The following is a 14,906-nucleotide window of genomic DNA, read 5'->3' on the forward strand; positions in this document are numbered from 1 at the left end:
ATCTGAAAGATCTCACCAGGACGCCACCTTCGCGGCTCTGCCGCTCTGCGCCGCGGCTCTAGGGGCACCCCTCGCCGCGCGGGCACCATAGGGGGATGTTGGGCCGCCAGTCCGTCGAAGACTAGAAGGCGCCTACGAGCATCAAGAGCTTGCACGAATGGCTTTTCCAGACGCTATGGCCACCATGATGCAGAAGTCGCAGGCCCAGTGAGCTCCGCTTTGAGCGAAGCGAGGAAGTGGCTGCTTCAGGCTGACGGCGTGTGGAAACGAAGTTTGACTGCGGCCCGCCACGAGCTCGGGCCGCGCACGTTCCCTGCGAAGCGCTGACGGGCTCTCCGAGGTCTCGTCTGAGCTTGAGAGGTGCTCTTGGCATCCGAGCCGCGATGCGGGGCTCAAAAGGCGCTCACGCGCCCCCCCAGTCTCATCGCCTGCGCTGCTTTCTTGATGCCCAAGATCTGCATCACCCGTTTGGGGGTGAGCTCGGTTTCAATGCAGCTACTGGGGTTAGCGTCTGCGGGATAACCCCCGGTCATCGCTCCCTTTCCCACCGCTTCCAAACCGGCTTGATGGTCTGGCTGAAGAGGGACGACGCAAGGTGCACCAAGGGGAGCGAGCTTGGGTGCGAACAGAGAAATTACGGTCGCGATCTACGCCAAAGAGCCTGCTGCCCTAAGCCGGTCGTGCTCCCGTTTTTCCGTGAGCGCCAAAACGCTCAAACGCCGAGCTGACCGACCCCTGGAAAAGCCGAAAGGGCCGCGGAATTCCGGGAGCCCCTCCAGAAGATTAAGGCGACGGCCTTTCATTCTCAGTGTCCCGTTCTCGCCCAACGTCGGCCCCAGGTCTAGGAAGCCATCAGCTCGCGCCTCCAGACATAGGGCGTCGTCGTGGACACCTTCACCAGTCCGGCCGCTTCGAGGATGGGTCGCGAGAACTCGGTCGAGTCGCTGTGGATCAGTGTCTTCCCCGCTGCTAACGCGGCCTGAGCCCGCGCGGAGGTCAATGCCCGATAGATGCCTTTCCCGCGCCATGCGGCGCGAGTGGCGCCGCCCCAGATGCCGGCGAACGCCGTGCCGCGGACAGGCTCCAGTCGGCCCGAGGTGACGATCTCGCCGCCTGCCTCCGCGATCCACAACGACATGCCGTCCTTGAGCGCGAGCCGCCTCAGCAGCGCCTGCGTCATCGCGTCGGACTCCACGTCGGCAAAGACTTCAGCCTGCATCGCGCACATGCGCGCGACGTCGTCGGGCGAGTCGATGGTGCGCAGCGTCACGCCTTCAGGCAAGGCGACGTCGCTGACCAGCGACCTGACCTCGCCGACCATGATCGACTCGGGCTCTTCCGGAATGAAGCCATGCGCGACGAGCGCGTCGTGCAATCCGGGCGCGCGGTCATGGCCTCGCGTCTTCCATTCGACGATGCGGAACTCGGGATTGCCGGTGAAGTGGCGATGCGCGCCTTCGACCAAGCGGGCGATGTCTGCGGCATCCGCCCCGCCGAGATCGCGGTAGGTCACGAAGCCGCGGCCTCGCGCGAAGGAGACAAGGCGAAGCGGCCCGAGCCTTGTCACCGCGATCGCGGTCGGTGTTTCCGCATCAGAGCGAAGCTGGTCATCGTAGGCTGCGAGCAGGGAGCTGGAGTCTTGCATGCGGCGCGATGGTGCCGTGCATGTGGAAGATGCGCAATGGGCACCACGCTCAGCGCTAAAGGCGGGTTGGTCCGCGTTGATCACTGCTGCGTTCACAGCCCAGATGCCGAGCGAAAGCCCCCGTAGAGGGTTGGCCGATGGATGAGCGAAGCCTCTGGCCTTCAAGCCGCAAGCTTGCTGATCACTTGGCGCTTGTCGCTTCTGAAATGCTGCGCGAGATGGGCAGGTGTGTGCTCCGCGTAGACGGCGTCAAGCAATTCATCCATGTCACGCGACAGCTCATTCAAGCTGAGGAGCTTTTCTCGTGTATCGAAGATCAGGCGGCTACCGTCGGGCACGTACAAGGTCCGCGCAAAATCGTGGTCGCAGGCTAAATGGTCGAGGTGACGCTGGGTCTCGGCAAGGATCGAAAGCTCGAAATAGATGCCGAGCTGCAGGGCATCCATGTTCGCGTGATACATGGTCGAAGCAATGTCGAAACTTGGCAGCATGATCTTGCGATCAGAGTCGGCCTTGACGTTCTTGCACAAGCGAATTGCCTTGCGCAGACCGCCTCCGATGCGGTCGCAGCGCGTGCCGATGAGTTCGATGTGGCGGAAAGGCTGGTTGTCGATCGTTGTGCCGGCCTTCTTGTCCAGAATTTTGGTCCCACGATCCGAGGCGAGGCCGGACTGTTGATACTGCGCAGTATCGAACCAGACGGCAGGCACTACGTCGACGTCTCGCGCGAGCGATCCCCCGGAGATCTTGACGGCCTTGGCGCCCGCTTTGTCCACTTTGGCTGCGGGAAAGGCGTCTTGCAGATCGATCTCGACGAAGCCACGCAGTTCTTGCAGCACAGCAAGCGCCGTGCGCTTCGCCGGATTGCGGTACTCACCCCGCAGCGCTTTGGCGCCGTGCGCGTCGTACGAAAACAGCTCGGTGGCCAGCGCCAGCAAATCCACGTCGCTGACACCCTTGATGTGAACGTCCAGCGGTACCGATCCTTGCAGCTTGAACTCAGCGCCGACGCCGCGCTTGCCCAAACGTTCGTTCAGTTGCTTGGCGACGCGAAACGCGGTCTCCTTGCTGACGCGGGTGTAGGTGTCGCTGACGGCCTGCATAGAGCCCAGCGCGTATCGGGTGTAGGGCTGATTCGCTTGGCCGCGGGACTCCCACGATTCGGCGGGAGTCGCGGACTCGGCAAAGGTCGCGTCGAGTCCATATGCATCCGTGGCCATGCTGCGCGTGCCATCGCGGCGCGTGCGCAGTTGCTGGATTCGCTGGTTGATGTCACGCGCCATCACTGTCTCCGGGTCCAAGTCATCTTGCCGAACGTAGCCCTCCCAACGCCGTTGAAGTACTCGGCGGCGGCGGAGGTGAGATCTTTGGAGAATGTCGCGCTGCAGGTGCCGACGTGCGAGCTCAACTCGGGCTCGCCGATCTTCGGGTCGTTGCGGTACTGATAGAGCAGCAGCCAACCGTCGACGCTATCATGCGTCAGCGCGGCCGCCATGCTGTTCGAACCCGACTGCGAGGTTTTGAGCCGCACGCGAAGCTTGTCCCAGCACTGGATGATGGTGACCTCGGCTACCCATGCGTAGGTGACCTTGCCGTCTCGATCCAGGGTCTCACCCTTGCAGTCCCAAGTGCCGGCGAGGTTGGGAACCTTCAGAAGCGCCGCCAGCGGGCGCCATTTCCACGCGTGATTTTTGAGCAGCCAGAACAGCACGGTATAGACAGCGCCGGCCCCGACGAGCGACAGAACGATCGGCGGCAGGTTCACGTCCAAGCCCATCTTCTCGGCATAGTCCTGCGCCTGCAGCAGCACAAAGACCAACCCTGCGGAGATCGAGCTAGACAGAATGGCCAAGTAGCGGCCGATGCTGGCGCGGTTAACGCCTCCGAGCACCGCGTACTCGTGATCTCTAAGTGACGTCAAGATTCATTCCCGGATCGTTGCTGTTGGGGCGGGCCACTTACTGCAGGTCCAAGCGGGCGTCCGCGCAGCGGCTCACAAGAACGGCGCGCAGCCCCCAGCGGCTCTACAGATCGGGACGCGAAAGTAGATTCCATCCCCCGCGAGCAGGGGCCGGGAAACCCCTATACGGGGCGATCTTGGATCCGAAGCAGGGCGCGGGACTACACGGCACCCCCATTGGGGGGGATGTTCGAGAGTCGGGTCGGAACTTGACCGCCCGGTATTGCGATTGCTCGTCAAGCGAGCCTCCGACGTGGAGGCGATATGGCCTCACGGAGGACGCCAATGAGCAATCAGCAATACGTGGATATGGCTCGCGACGCATGGAATGAAGTCGCGCCGATCCATTGGCAGCATACGGAGCAGTTGATCGACAAGTTCAAGGACCCGGCCACCAGCTTCCTAACGCCTGTCTTTGCAGCGGAGCTGCAGCGCCTCGGAGTCCAGGGCAAGCGGATCGCGCAATTGAACTGCAACAACGGGCGCGAGTTGATTTCAATCTTGCGACTGGGCGCCGCCTCGGGGACTGGCTTTGACATCTCCGAGGAGTTCATCAGCCAAGCCCGCAAGCTGGCGTCGTCGGCGGAGGTGAACGCGTCGTTCGTCGCGACGGACGTCTATCAGATCGCACCGGAGTTCAACGAGCGCTTTGACCTTGTGGTCGTGACGTCAGGTGCGCTTTGCTTCATGCCCGATTCAGCCGCGTATATCGCGGTGGCGGCAAGGATACTCAAGGCCGGCGGCCACCTGGCCATCTATGACTGTCACCCCATCACCGACCTCTTCGAGCTGGACCGGGACCGAGGCGACAAACCGGTCGAGTTCGTTCGCTCCTACTTCGACAGCACTCCGGTGAGCCATACCACTGGCCTCGACTATGTCGGATCGACCACCTACGAGGCGTCAGAGATCTTCTACTTCCACCACACGCTTGGCGACATCATCCAGGCGTGCCTTGCTGCAGGGCTAGCGATAGAGCACTTTGACGAGACCGCCGAAGACCCGTCCGGCGCTTTCCCCAGGCTTGCGCGCAGCAAGATCGTGCCGCCGCTGAGTTTCCTTCTGACGGCCCGCAAAGAGCCGGCGTGATGGCCAAGCGTTTGGAGCTTGGGATCAGCGTCGGGATCGCCGGCTATTCGGTCGGCCTTAGCGCGACCTATGCCGCGCTGGCCTTGCACCTGCAGTCCCAAGGGCACTCGGCCTTCGACGTAGCGCTCAATGCAGCGGCATCGCCGCTGGGGATGGTGCTATGCGCCGCGCTGCTTCCCCGGATCTCGCGAGGCCCTGCGCACAAATGGCTGCTGGCGAGTGCCTTCGTGTCAGCCGGTGCTCTCGTGCTTTGCGCGCTTCTCCCGACGTTCTGGGTCCTTTGGCTGCTGCGCTTCGTCCTTGGGCTATCGACCAACGTGATGTTCGTCGTGGGAGAAAGCAGTCTCATGACGATCGCCGAAAGGAGCGCCGTCGGTAAGACGATGGCCCTTTACAACGCCTTGGTGACCCTGGGCTACGCATGTGGTCCATTGCTGGTGCTGTCGGGGATAGGACATGCGGGCACGTTGGCAGCGGCTTCGGCAATCATGTTGGGGTTGTCGGCCCCTGCGCTCCTCAGTCCAGAGCTGCGTCAGATTGACCTGAGCCCCTCCAGAGACAAAGTTGCTTTGAGCCGTCTCTCATGGCTTGCAAGGCTGCTACCGCTGATTCTTGCCACGGCCGCCGTAGCCATCTTTGACAACGGCGCACTCTCGTTTTTTCCCACCAGTGCAATTGCGCTGGGATACGGGGAGCGCGTGGGGGCTAGCCTGGCGTCCGCGGCTCTCGTGGGCGCGGTCGTCATACAGATTCCCGCAGGGATCCTTGCGGACCGGTACCGAAAGGCCTCCGTGTTGTCGGCGTTCGCAGCTGCCGCATTCCTATCGTGCAGCGCAATCTACACCTTCGCTCTTGCTGAGGCGGCCCTTCTGCTCGCCGCATTCACGGCGGGTGCGGCCGCATTCGGTCTGTACACCGTCGTCTTAGCCAGTGTTGCGGAGCAGTTCAGCAAGGACCTGCTAGTCACCGCCAACTCCATGCTTGCTCTCGCGTGGGGTCTGGGCAGCCTGATGGGCGTGCCAACCGTCGGGGCTGTGATGGACGCCTTGGGCTCGAAGTATGTCGGCGTAGCCCTGGCGAGCCTCTTCGCGGTCGCGCTGATCCTCTTCTGGCGCAGAAGCGATTCAAAGCAGGAGCTCGCATGACGACCAGTCTCGGCATGACCCCGCCACACCTTGTGTCAGTCGCGTCGATGAGTGCGGATCAAGTTGACTCGCTGATCACCGACGCTACTCAGCTGGTCGATGCTGGTCTTGCTGCTGAGTTTCCCCGCCTGGATGGGCTCATCGTTGCGACGCTGTTCTTTCAGCCCAGCACGCGGACGCGACTGAGCTTCGAGTCGGCCGCTATGCGTCTGGGCGCGCGATGCCTCTCCTGCGCCGACGGAGCGACACTCAGAGCCGGATCGGCGTGGCAAGAGTCGCTTGCCGACACTGCTCGGGTAGTGAATGCGTATGCAGACATCGTCGTGCTCCGACACCCGGCCGCCAACGCCGCCAGTGAGTACGCCGCCATGTCCAAGATTCCAGTGATCAACGCGGGCGACGGCACGGAGCACCCCACACAAGCGCTGGCCGATGTCATGACGCTCTGGCGTGAACTGGGGCGTTTGGACCACCTCCGCTTGATGCTTGTGGGAGATCTTGACCAGCGGTGTGCCCGCTCGTTGCTGCTGGCGCTGTCGCTGTATGGCCGCGTCCGGGTACTTGTTGTGCCGCACCCCGGAAGCGATCTGGACCCCGGGTTGGCCAAGAAACTGGTCGACCGAGGCTTACTCATCGACTACGGGACTAGTATCTCTGCGCATCTGGAGCAGGTTGATGCGGTCTACATGGTGGGGATGAACGACCCGGCCAAGCAGCCTCTGCCTCGGTATTGCCTGGACCCGATGGCCCTGACGCGTTGCAAGCGCGTGCCCATCATCTTGCATCCCCTTCCCAGAGGCCCGGAGGTACCGAAGGCCCTGGACGGTTCGTCGTCTGCAGCGTACTTCCGGCAGGCGGCAAATGCAGTTGCGCTGCGCATGGCGCTGATCAAGCGCATGGTCGCGACGCCCACTCGGCGACTCGACATGGCCCCTCCGGAGGGGGCCCCCAAACTCCATTCGTGATAGGCATTCCACGCACTGCTTGTGCGACGACCGAGCGGCTATGGGAGAAGCGCTATCACTCAGTGCCTCCGGGGTACGCCGGCAGCAACTCTCTGACTCGCCGGCTCGGAGGTCCTGCCGACGCTGTTGGAGGAGGCCGTCTATGTTGATCTGACGCCTCGGACGCGGGCCCCTGCAGCCTTGTGTCTTCCTGTCGGACGGTGCCCAGAATCGCCTAACGGAGCGCCCCCTGCCGAGCTGTCGCTATGGGCGAGTCGGACGGGAGCTGAAGATGCGCTCGTGGTCGGGCTCAGTACTTGCGAGCCTCGTGTTTTTTCAGCACGTCTGCCTCCGCCGAGGCCGGCAGTTTTAGGTTTGTGCAGAGCCCGGCGATGTAGCGGGCGAGCTTCTCGTCAGGCTTGCCACCAACGATGCTTCCGATGTCCGTGCCAATCTCAGAGAGAGTCCAAGAGATGCCATATTTGCTCGACCAACGTGCCAAGCTGGAGACGACGAAGCGCGTGTCGCGGCAGACCATCAAGGCCTCTTCGTCACGCGGCACCTCGACGAGGCCGTAGCCTCCCAAGCGGATGCGGGTCGACCCTTGAAGGCGCCGGTCCCTCTGGCGCAGGTCAAGACTGATGGGCTCGGCCCACCAGTCGTGTTCGTCGACGAGCTGAACCGCATGTCGGATCATCAGAGCCGCGGTCGGCTCCGGTACAGGGTCAACCGACTGGTAGTCGAGCGTGATGCTCATCGTTAAGTTCTCCTTCGCTGTGTTGTCGCCGAGCCGCTTGGACCGAACTTCCCCCGGCAGGATCCTCGGACGCAAGCGACCTCGGCGGGGCGGGCTCCTGGTGCGTCGGTCAAGCGCTCTTGAAGAGCTCGTGAAGGGCAAGTAATAGCTTCCGCAATGGCAAGCAGGCTGGCCATTTCCCGGCATTTTGGCCAGGCTACTTGCCAGCGCAGCTATACGTGCGCGCACTCACCAGTCCATCATCCAGGTTAGTCCTGCGCAGCACTCAAAGGGCGATGCAGTTCTCGCACTACCCGGACTCCCTAGGTAGTGGCGCTCAAGTTCGCTGGACGAGGCTGCCGTTGGCCGGAGCTACTGACCGCCGCCCGCCATCGCCTTGATAGCGGCCCGCGCTGCAGCGCGGGCTTCGTCCGCGCTGGGGTGCTCGCCAGCGAGTGGAATACGAGCCGGCACCTCCTCAGGACCCTCAGCTTCCCGAATGCCGAGCACAAGCACTGCCCGAAAGAGGTCTGCCCCAACTGGCTCGACTTCCACGTCAACCCAGAACTCGTCGTCGTCCATGAGGTCGGTTCCTTGAAAAGAGGCTAGTGTCACCGGTAAAGGTGCTTAAGTCGGGTGCTTGTACGTGATGCGGACTAGCCGGTCGATCCAGCCGTCTGCTGGACCCGCAGACGCTCGATCTTTCGTTGAGCGGCACTCGGGATGCAATTATTGGCCGTGTCCGCCGCTCCGAGTCCTCGTGCTGGAACGGCGCCGACTCTAGCAACCAAGTGCCGACCATGAAGCTCCATGTCGCTCGGCAGCTCGGCCTCCTCCTGGTCCATTATCAGAAAGTCTTGCCCGGCCACGTCCGTGAAGATGGTGATTGGCCAGCGGTCGCGCGTTGCCACCCAGACCGCGGCAATGCGCCGGCATGCCCATCCTCCCTCCAAATTGCGAGGTGAGTAGCACTGGATCTGGAGGACCTGGTTCTGTGGCGACGCCCTGATCCGACCGACCAGCTCCGCACTAGTTGACGCGAAGATCTGCTCGACATGCCTGTCGACGCCACTTCCCTTGGCGATCCACGCGCATAGCCAGGGGGCGGAGCTGGCCATCCCGAGAACTCGCCACAGTGCATGAGCCGGCGCATCGCTGGGCACGGGGGGCGGTGGCGAGATTCCTCGCGGCGAGACAAACATCATCGAAAGGGCTCAGAAGAGCCGCGCAATGCGCGCCGCCCCAGGGCACATGCAGCGGCTGTCAATCCAGGTCGCTCACCCTTGAAGATGGGACGACCGCGTACGGCACATATGCCGTCAGCTATTCTCTCGACGTCGCGGCGGGGATAGCAAATCCCGGGCCAGTTGGTGCACCGTCGTGCAGGCGAATAGATGCACTTTCCGGATATTCCGCGGAAGGGATAGCGTGCTCGACAGCCATGCACAAGTCTCTGTACAGCCGTCCCAACGATGTCTTCCTCATGCTGCTGCGCGATGTGCGCATGTCCAAGCGTCTGCGTCAGTCGGACCTAGCCGTGCGCCTAGGCCGATCGCAGGCCATCGTGAGCCGAGTTGAATCGGGCGAGCGGCGTTTGGACATCACAGAGCTTGTTGCCTGGCTCGCGGCCATGGATACCGACATCGTGACATTCGCGAAGCAGTTGCACGCTCGCCTTCAAGGAGATATCGCTGGGACCGGCCGCCGGGGTCAAAAGCGCCTGCGGCCTGCCGCCCATCGGGGACCGTGATCAGCTCCTTGTGCGCCTGCGGCTCGGCGGCTGGTCCATCAACGCCTCCGCCTGCGCCAGAAGCTCGGCGCCCGTCACATCGAGTGCCTTCGCGATGCGAAGAAGCAGTCCCACGGTCGGCTGCCTCTCTCCACGTTCAAGCTTGCCGTAGTAAGAGCGGTCCACCCCGGCGTGCAGGGCGAACCCGTCCTGGGAGAACTCGCGAGCCTCCCGAACGATGCGGATGACGGTGCCGACGGCGCGCGCAACCTCGGGCTCGAACGAAGTCGAGCGCTTGGTTGTGGTTGCGGTGATGGCGGCGTTCTTGGGCACGGCGCGCAGGATCGGCGCCCCGTCGCTTTCAGGCCACGGCATATAAGCCGTATTTGTCGATCGACTCGCCGCGGTCGCGGCGCCCCCGAGCTGTTAGTCGCAACCTAGTCTCTTAGTTGCAACTAAGAGTCCACTTTCATCCAGCGCGAGCGATCGCCTACCCCCACGAATGCAGCTTTTCTTCCTCAATGAACGAGACGCGCCAGACGTCGCCCAGCAGCCCGATGTAGGTCTTCATCATTGGCGTCTGTACCGCGCGGCCGACGGTGCCATGCATATATGCGCAGAGATCGCGCCGGGAACGATGCGCATCACCACGCCGGTCGTCGCCCTTGAAGTGGCCACCGCCAGCTGCGTCACGTTCTCCGGACGGCGGTACCGGCTGTGCTGTGCCCCAGAGACTGGAGAGCTGCTGCGCGCATTGCTTCAGGCAAACGCAGAACGCCGATTGGTTGAGCCGGTCGATGTCAGTGTGCAAATTTGGGAAGAGATTGCGTGCCGAAACGAGGCCGCTTCTCCCTCGCGGTGCATACCTTGACGAAGCCTGCGACGTTGCGCGGGCGTCCTACTTTGTCCGTCGCGTCGTGCGCAAGACGGAACACGGCCGACGCAGCCACCGCGCCGCGCACCAACTTCGCTGGACTGGCGCGGGCTGCACTCGGTCCACGATTCACAGCGACCGCCGCCAGACTATGACCTTCCGCCGCGTTTTGTTCGTCGATTTCGATGGGGTGCTCCACCCCTCTGGCGGCCCGCCTGGACAAGCGCTTCCGTTCGAGTGGGTGCCCGTCTTGGCCAAGCTGCTGGCGCCATTTCCTGACGTCAGTGTGGCAGTGCACTCCAGCTGGCGAGAGCAGTTCGCTGCGGACCTTCTACGGGACTTTCTCGAGCCTATGGCCGATCGCATGCTGGATGGCGTCCCGCCCGGGCCCAAAGCGGTGGCGATCACCACGTTCCTCCATGCGCATCCTGAGATCGAGGATGCCGCCGTCCTTGACGATCAACCGGCCGACGTGTTTGGCGCTGGCGTCCGAGTCCTTGCTTGTGACCCGCTCACGGGAATCTCCAGTCCTGAAGTTCAGGCGCAGCTGAGAACTTGGCTAGAGCGAGGGAGGTGACGCGAGCGACCGAGGCCGCGGACGTGGGCCGACTTGTGCGAGGTGCCCGCCATTCGTCAGCACCCTGTGCCGCCTGCTATTGCAGACCTTGATACGAGCGCTTCGCTGGAACGGTCACCGTCTTGGCAAGGGCGTCGGCGCGGCCCTCAAGACGCGACGTCCACGCCTTGACCTGGGAATTCAGGACACCCGGATCACGCACACTGAGGCCCGATAGCGTGCGAGCCATCTGACAGTCGAATGCTTGGCGCAGCGATCTTGGGTCTGGGTGCGTGTCCACTGCGGCGCAGGCGATGGCCTGCAGGCAGACGTTTTGCGCGTGCAGCGAATAGATCGCCTCGCTCATCAGCCGAAGCTGCTCTTGCAAGGCGACGATCGCCTTGACCACGTCATTCTCTTCAGCCATGTCGATTCCCGGTCGGCCCGATTGGCGGACAAGGGGCAATTTTCCCTCCTTGCTAGACATCACCATTTCAGAGCGAAACGTGAACCGGCCAAGCTTCCGCTCCAGCAGCCAGGCAGCTAGGCGGGCAGGATTTTTGCCGTGGTGCGGAATCAAGAACTCTGGAGTGACCGATGTCCGACGACAAGACCAAGTCTGGTGGCCAAGACCGCTCGCGCATCAACGTCCACGAGGAGTATGAGCTTCGCGACTGGAGCAAGAAGTTTGGCGTTTCGCCCGACGAGCTGAAGCAGGCGGTGGCTGCCGTGGGCACGAAGGCCGATGACGTACAGGCCCACCTCAAGGGACGGCAGCGCTGAAGTCGCGCTCGTCTGCCGTGCTCGTTGCGACCTGGAACGTCAATAACGTCCGCAAGCGTCTGGACCAGTTGCTCGACTGGCTCGAACGCCGCAAGCCGGACGTCGTTGCGTTGCAGGAACTCAAGGCGGTCACCGAAGACTTCCCCGCAGCCGAGCTTCGCGCAGCGGGATATGAGTCGCTGGTCATCGGCCAGAAGAGCTGGAACGGCGTGGCCCTGCTTGCGCGTGGGCACGAGCCGCTCGCGGTGCTCGGCTCGCTGCCCGGAGACCCCAAGGACCGGGAGGCGCGCTACATCGAGGCCGCCATCAGCGGTGTCCTCTTCGCCTGCCTGTACGCCGTCAACGGAAACCCTTGCCCCGGGCCAAAGTTTGACGCCAAGCTGCGATGGCTTGAGCGCATGCGGGGCCGCGCTCAGGCGCTATGGGTCACCGGCCAACCCGTGGTGCTCATGGGCGACTGGAATGTCGTGCCCACGGACGCGGACATCTACAAGCCCGACACGTGGCGGGACAACGCGCTGCTTCAACCCCAGGCGCGTGACCTCTTCGCCCAGATCCTGGTCCAGGGCTGGACAGACGCCGTCCGCGCCGTTCATCCGGAGGATCCGCCCCCGTTTACCTTCTGGGACTACCGGCGCAAGCGCTGGGAGCGCGACGCAGGGCTTCGCATCGACCACATCCTCACCAGCGCCGCGTTCAGTGTCGTCGACGCCGGCGTAGACAAGGACGAGCGAGGCTGGGAGAGTCCGAGCGACCACGCGCCGGTCTGGGCAGAGTTGGGACCGGTGACGGCGAGCGCCAAGAGGAAGCGTTCGAGCAGCCGGCAGGCGTCAGCGCCACCGCCGCTGCCACCCGCCGGCGCCACCGCGCCGCTGGCCAAGTACAACCAGAAGCGCGACTTCACCAAGACGGCCGAACCGGCGGGCACGGTGCCGACTCGTCGACGTGGCAAGGACGAGCCCCTGCAGTTCGTCATTCAGAAGCACTGGGCCAGTCGGCTGCATTACGACTTCCGCCTGGAGCTCGACGGCGTGATGCTGTCCTGGGCCGTACCCAAGGGGCCGTCGTATGACCCAGCGGTCAAGCAGATGGCGATTCACGTCGAAGATCATCCGCTCGACTACAACGAGTTCCAGGGCACCATTGCGCGCGGGGAGTACGGCGCCGGCACGGTCATCGTCTGGGACCGGGGCACCTGGACGCCGACCGCTGATGCGCGCGAGGGCCTGGCCAAGGGCAAGCTCATCTTCAAGCTGCATGGGCAAAAGCTCGCCGGGCTGTGGGAGCTTGTGCGTATCTCCAAGCCGGGGGAGAAAAAGCAGGACCAGTGGCTGCTCCTCAAGAAGCGGGGCGACGCCTGGGCCAGGCCGTCCAGCGAGTACGACGTCATCACCGCGCTGCCCGACAGCGTCGTCGACAAGCCGCTCGGCCTGATCGAGGAGCGGGAACCCCGCGAAGTGGTCGTCGCCGCGCCACATGCGGCCGTCGACGCCAAAGAAGACCTCAAGCGCGCGAAGAAGTCGGCGCTGCCGGAAAAACTTGCGCCGCAGCTCGCCACGCTGACCTCTTCCGTACCGCCCGGTGACTGGGTCGTTGAGACCAAGTTCGATGGCTATCGGCTGCTGGTTCGTATCGACCGCGGCGCGGTCAGACTTTTCACGCGCAACGGCAACGACTGGACGAGCAAGTTCAAGCCGCTCGTGGCCGCGCTGGCGTCACTGGGCATCCGCAGCGCGTGGCTCGATGGCGAGATCGTGGTCATGAACGACCGCGGCGTCCCCGATTTCAATGCGCTTCAGAACGCGATCGACAACAGCACAAGCCAGAGCATTCAGATGTTCCTGTTCGACGCGCCGTTCCTGGATGGGATGGACCTTCGCGACGTCGCGCTGGTCACCAGGCGTGCGCTACTCAAGCAGCGCCTGGCGGAGCGAGGCGCCCCGGGTCACGCCGACAGCGGCCTCGTGCACTTCAGCGAGTCCTTCGAGGCGTTGCCGCAGCAGCTTCTGCATGCGGCGTGTCAGCTGGGGCTTGAGGGCGTCATGCTCAAGCGCGCGGATGCACCCTATGCCTCTCGTCGTACGGAGACCTGGCTCAAGCTCAAGTGTCAAATGAGGCAAGAGTTCGTCGTCATCGGGTTCACCGATCGCTCAGGTTCGAAGTCGGAGGTCGGCAGCCTGCTGCTGGCCTATCACGAAGGCGGCACATTGCGCAGCGCCGGCTCTGTTGGGACCGGCTGGAACGCGGGGACAGGAAGGTCGCTGCACGCGATGCTCAGCAAGCTAATCACGCACAAGCCGGCGGTGGATGCCAGCGGGCTCAAGCCGGGCCGCTGGACAAAGCGCACGCCCGGATCAGAGCGATGGGTGAAGCCCACCACGGTGGTCGAGGTTGCGTTCTCCGAATGGACGCCCGATGGTCAGATTCGCCATCCCGCGTTCCGCGGCGTGCGCACCGACAAACCCGCCAGCGCCATCATTCGGGAGCGAGCCAGCGGCGGACCCGCACAGCCGGGCGCCAAGCGTGCAGCCGGCGTCGCGGCCCGCAAGCGTTCGGGGCCCCCGGCGCCAGCGCTCAAGATCACCAATCCGGACCGCGTGATCGATCCCTCGACCGGTCTGACCAAGCTCGACTTGGTGCGCTACTACGAGTCGGTGGCGGACTGGATCCTCCCGCACATCAAAGGTAGAGCCATCTCGCTCGTGCGGGCCCCGCAAGGCATCGGCGGGCAGCTGTTCTTCCAGAAGCATCCCGAGGTCAAGATGCCGGGACTGACCCAGCTCGACGCAGCCTTGTGGCCAGGACACAGCTCTCTGATGTCGGTGGACTCGCCGCAAGCGCTTCTCAGGGCGGCGCAGATGAACGCGGTGGAGTTCCACACCTGGAACTCGAAGGCCAAGGACATCGACCGACCCGACCGGGTGATCTTCGACCTGGATCCCGGCGAAGGCGTCACGTGGACAATGCTGCAGGAGGCAGCGGTCCTCATGCGCGCACTGCTCGACGAACTGGGCTTGGCCGCTTGGCTCAAGACCAGCGGTGGCAAGGGGCTGCATGTGGTGGTTCCGCTCACCCCGCAGCTTCCCTACGATGAAGTCAAACGTTTCTCCCAGCTCGCCGTGCAGCACATGGCCAAGACGATTCCAAGCCGATTTGTCGCCAAGGCTGGCGGGGCCAACCGGGTCGGGCGGATCTTCATCGACTACCTGCGCAACGGCCACGGGCAGACCACCGCAGCAGCGTTCTCCGCGCGCGCGCGGCCCGGCATGGGGGTGTCGATGCCTGTCGCCTGGGAGCAGCTCAAGGAACTCAAGAGCGGTGCCCAGTGGACGATCGCAACGGCGCGTGAATACCTGTCGTTTCAGCACGCTGATCCCTGGCAGGCGTACTGGAAGAAGCGGCAGACGGTGGGCAAGGCGATGAAAGTGCTCGAACCGTGAGCGCC

The 14,906-nt window shown here is 63.6% G+C and carries 14 protein-coding genes; 6 read left to right on the forward strand and 8 right to left on the reverse strand.

What is annotated here, in order from left to right; translation table 11 throughout:
- Nucleotides 1-841 precede the first annotated feature (841 nt).
- The 3 genes from ABDW59_RS15085 to ABDW59_RS15095 form a co-directional block, all read right to left on the reverse strand.
- Nucleotides 842-1,645: a hypothetical protein gene (locus tag ABDW59_RS15085; RefSeq protein ID WP_343630656.1), complete on the reverse strand. Its 804-nt coding sequence runs from the start codon at nucleotides 1,643-1,645 to the stop codon at nucleotides 842-844.
- Nucleotides 1,646-1,806: 161 nt separating this feature from the next.
- The gene (locus ABDW59_RS15090) at nucleotides 1,807-2,928 is read right to left on the reverse strand and encodes a hypothetical protein (protein WP_343630657.1); all 1,122 of its coding nucleotides are present in this window, start codon (nucleotides 2,926-2,928) and stop codon (nucleotides 1,807-1,809) included.
- The gene (locus ABDW59_RS15095; protein WP_343630658.1) at nucleotides 2,928-3,497 is read right to left on the reverse strand and encodes a hypothetical protein; all 570 of its coding nucleotides are present in this window, start codon (nucleotides 3,495-3,497) and stop codon (nucleotides 2,928-2,930) included. The genes ABDW59_RS15090 and ABDW59_RS15095 overlap by 1 nt, the downstream gene beginning before the upstream one ends.
- A 393-nt stretch (nucleotides 3,498-3,890) precedes the next feature.
- Between ABDW59_RS15095 and ABDW59_RS15100 the strand changes: the two genes are divergently transcribed.
- Genes ABDW59_RS15100 through ABDW59_RS15110 form a run of 3 tightly spaced genes read left to right on the forward strand, consistent with a single transcriptional unit; the run spans nucleotide 3,891 to nucleotide 6,804 of the window.
- Complete coding sequence (locus tag ABDW59_RS15100) at nucleotides 3,891-4,694, forward strand: class I SAM-dependent methyltransferase (protein ID WP_343630659.1); 804 nt, start codon at nucleotides 3,891-3,893, stop codon at nucleotides 4,692-4,694.
- Complete coding sequence (locus tag ABDW59_RS15105) at nucleotides 4,694-5,839, forward strand: MFS transporter (RefSeq protein WP_343630660.1); 1,146 nt, start codon at nucleotides 4,694-4,696, stop codon at nucleotides 5,837-5,839. The genes ABDW59_RS15100 and ABDW59_RS15105 overlap by 1 nt, the downstream gene beginning before the upstream one ends.
- Nucleotides 5,836-6,804 (forward strand): hypothetical protein, encoded by a 969-nt coding sequence (locus tag ABDW59_RS15110; protein ID WP_343630661.1) that lies wholly within the window; start codon nucleotides 5,836-5,838, stop codon nucleotides 6,802-6,804. The genes ABDW59_RS15105 and ABDW59_RS15110 overlap by 4 nt, the downstream gene beginning before the upstream one ends.
- A 289-nt stretch (nucleotides 6,805-7,093) precedes the next feature.
- On the opposite strand, the gene ABDW59_RS15115 is transcribed toward ABDW59_RS15110, so the two are convergent.
- On the reverse strand, nucleotides 7,094-7,540 hold the full coding sequence (locus ABDW59_RS15115) for a hypothetical protein (RefSeq protein WP_343630662.1): 447 nt from the start codon (nucleotides 7,538-7,540) through the stop codon (nucleotides 7,094-7,096).
- A gap of 351 nt (nucleotides 7,541-7,891) precedes the next feature.
- Nucleotides 7,892-8,101 carry a hypothetical protein gene (locus ABDW59_RS15120; RefSeq protein ID WP_343630663.1) on the reverse strand — a complete coding sequence of 70 codons (210 nt, stop codon included), beginning with the start codon at nucleotides 8,099-8,101 and terminating at the stop codon, nucleotides 7,892-7,894.
- Nucleotides 8,102-8,960: 859 nt separating this feature from the next.
- Here ABDW59_RS15120 and ABDW59_RS15125 point away from each other — a divergent pair.
- Nucleotides 8,961-9,269 (forward strand): helix-turn-helix transcriptional regulator, encoded by a 309-nt coding sequence (locus ABDW59_RS15125; protein ID WP_343630664.1) that lies wholly within the window; start codon nucleotides 8,961-8,963, stop codon nucleotides 9,267-9,269.
- On the opposite strand, the gene ABDW59_RS15130 is transcribed toward ABDW59_RS15125, so the two are convergent.
- From ABDW59_RS15130 to ABDW59_RS15140, 3 genes are all read right to left on the reverse strand, one after another.
- A complete protein-coding gene (locus tag ABDW59_RS15130) occupies nucleotides 9,270-9,581 on the reverse strand; it encodes a helix-turn-helix transcriptional regulator (RefSeq protein ID WP_343630665.1) in 312 nt (103 codons plus the stop codon).
- Nucleotides 9,582-9,738: 157 nt separating this feature from the next.
- A complete protein-coding gene (locus ABDW59_RS15135; RefSeq protein ID WP_343630666.1) occupies nucleotides 9,739-10,059 on the reverse strand; it encodes a hypothetical protein in 321 nt (106 codons plus the stop codon).
- A gap of 716 nt (nucleotides 10,060-10,775) precedes the next feature.
- Nucleotides 10,776-11,258, reverse strand: coding sequence for a hypothetical protein (locus ABDW59_RS15140; RefSeq protein ID WP_343630667.1), 483 nt, complete (start codon nucleotides 11,256-11,258; stop codon nucleotides 10,776-10,778).
- A 17-nt stretch (nucleotides 11,259-11,275) separates the two neighbouring features.
- Between ABDW59_RS15140 and ABDW59_RS15145 the strand changes: the two genes are divergently transcribed.
- Both ABDW59_RS15145 and ligD read left to right on the forward strand, forming a co-directional pair.
- Nucleotides 11,276-11,461, forward strand: a complete 186-nt coding sequence (locus ABDW59_RS15145) for a DUF3606 domain-containing protein (RefSeq protein ID WP_343630668.1) — start codon at nucleotides 11,276-11,278, stop codon at nucleotides 11,459-11,461.
- Between the two features lie 17 nt (nucleotides 11,462-11,478).
- Entirely contained in the window at nucleotides 11,479-14,901 is a 3,423-nt protein-coding gene (gene ligD / locus ABDW59_RS15150) for a DNA ligase D (protein WP_343630669.1), read from the forward strand.
- Nucleotides 14,902-14,906: the final 5 nt, after the last annotated feature.

The organism is Roseateles sp. (genome assembly GCF_039595295.1).
Classification (GTDB): domain Bacteria; phylum Pseudomonadota; class Gammaproteobacteria; order Burkholderiales; family Burkholderiaceae_C; genus Roseateles.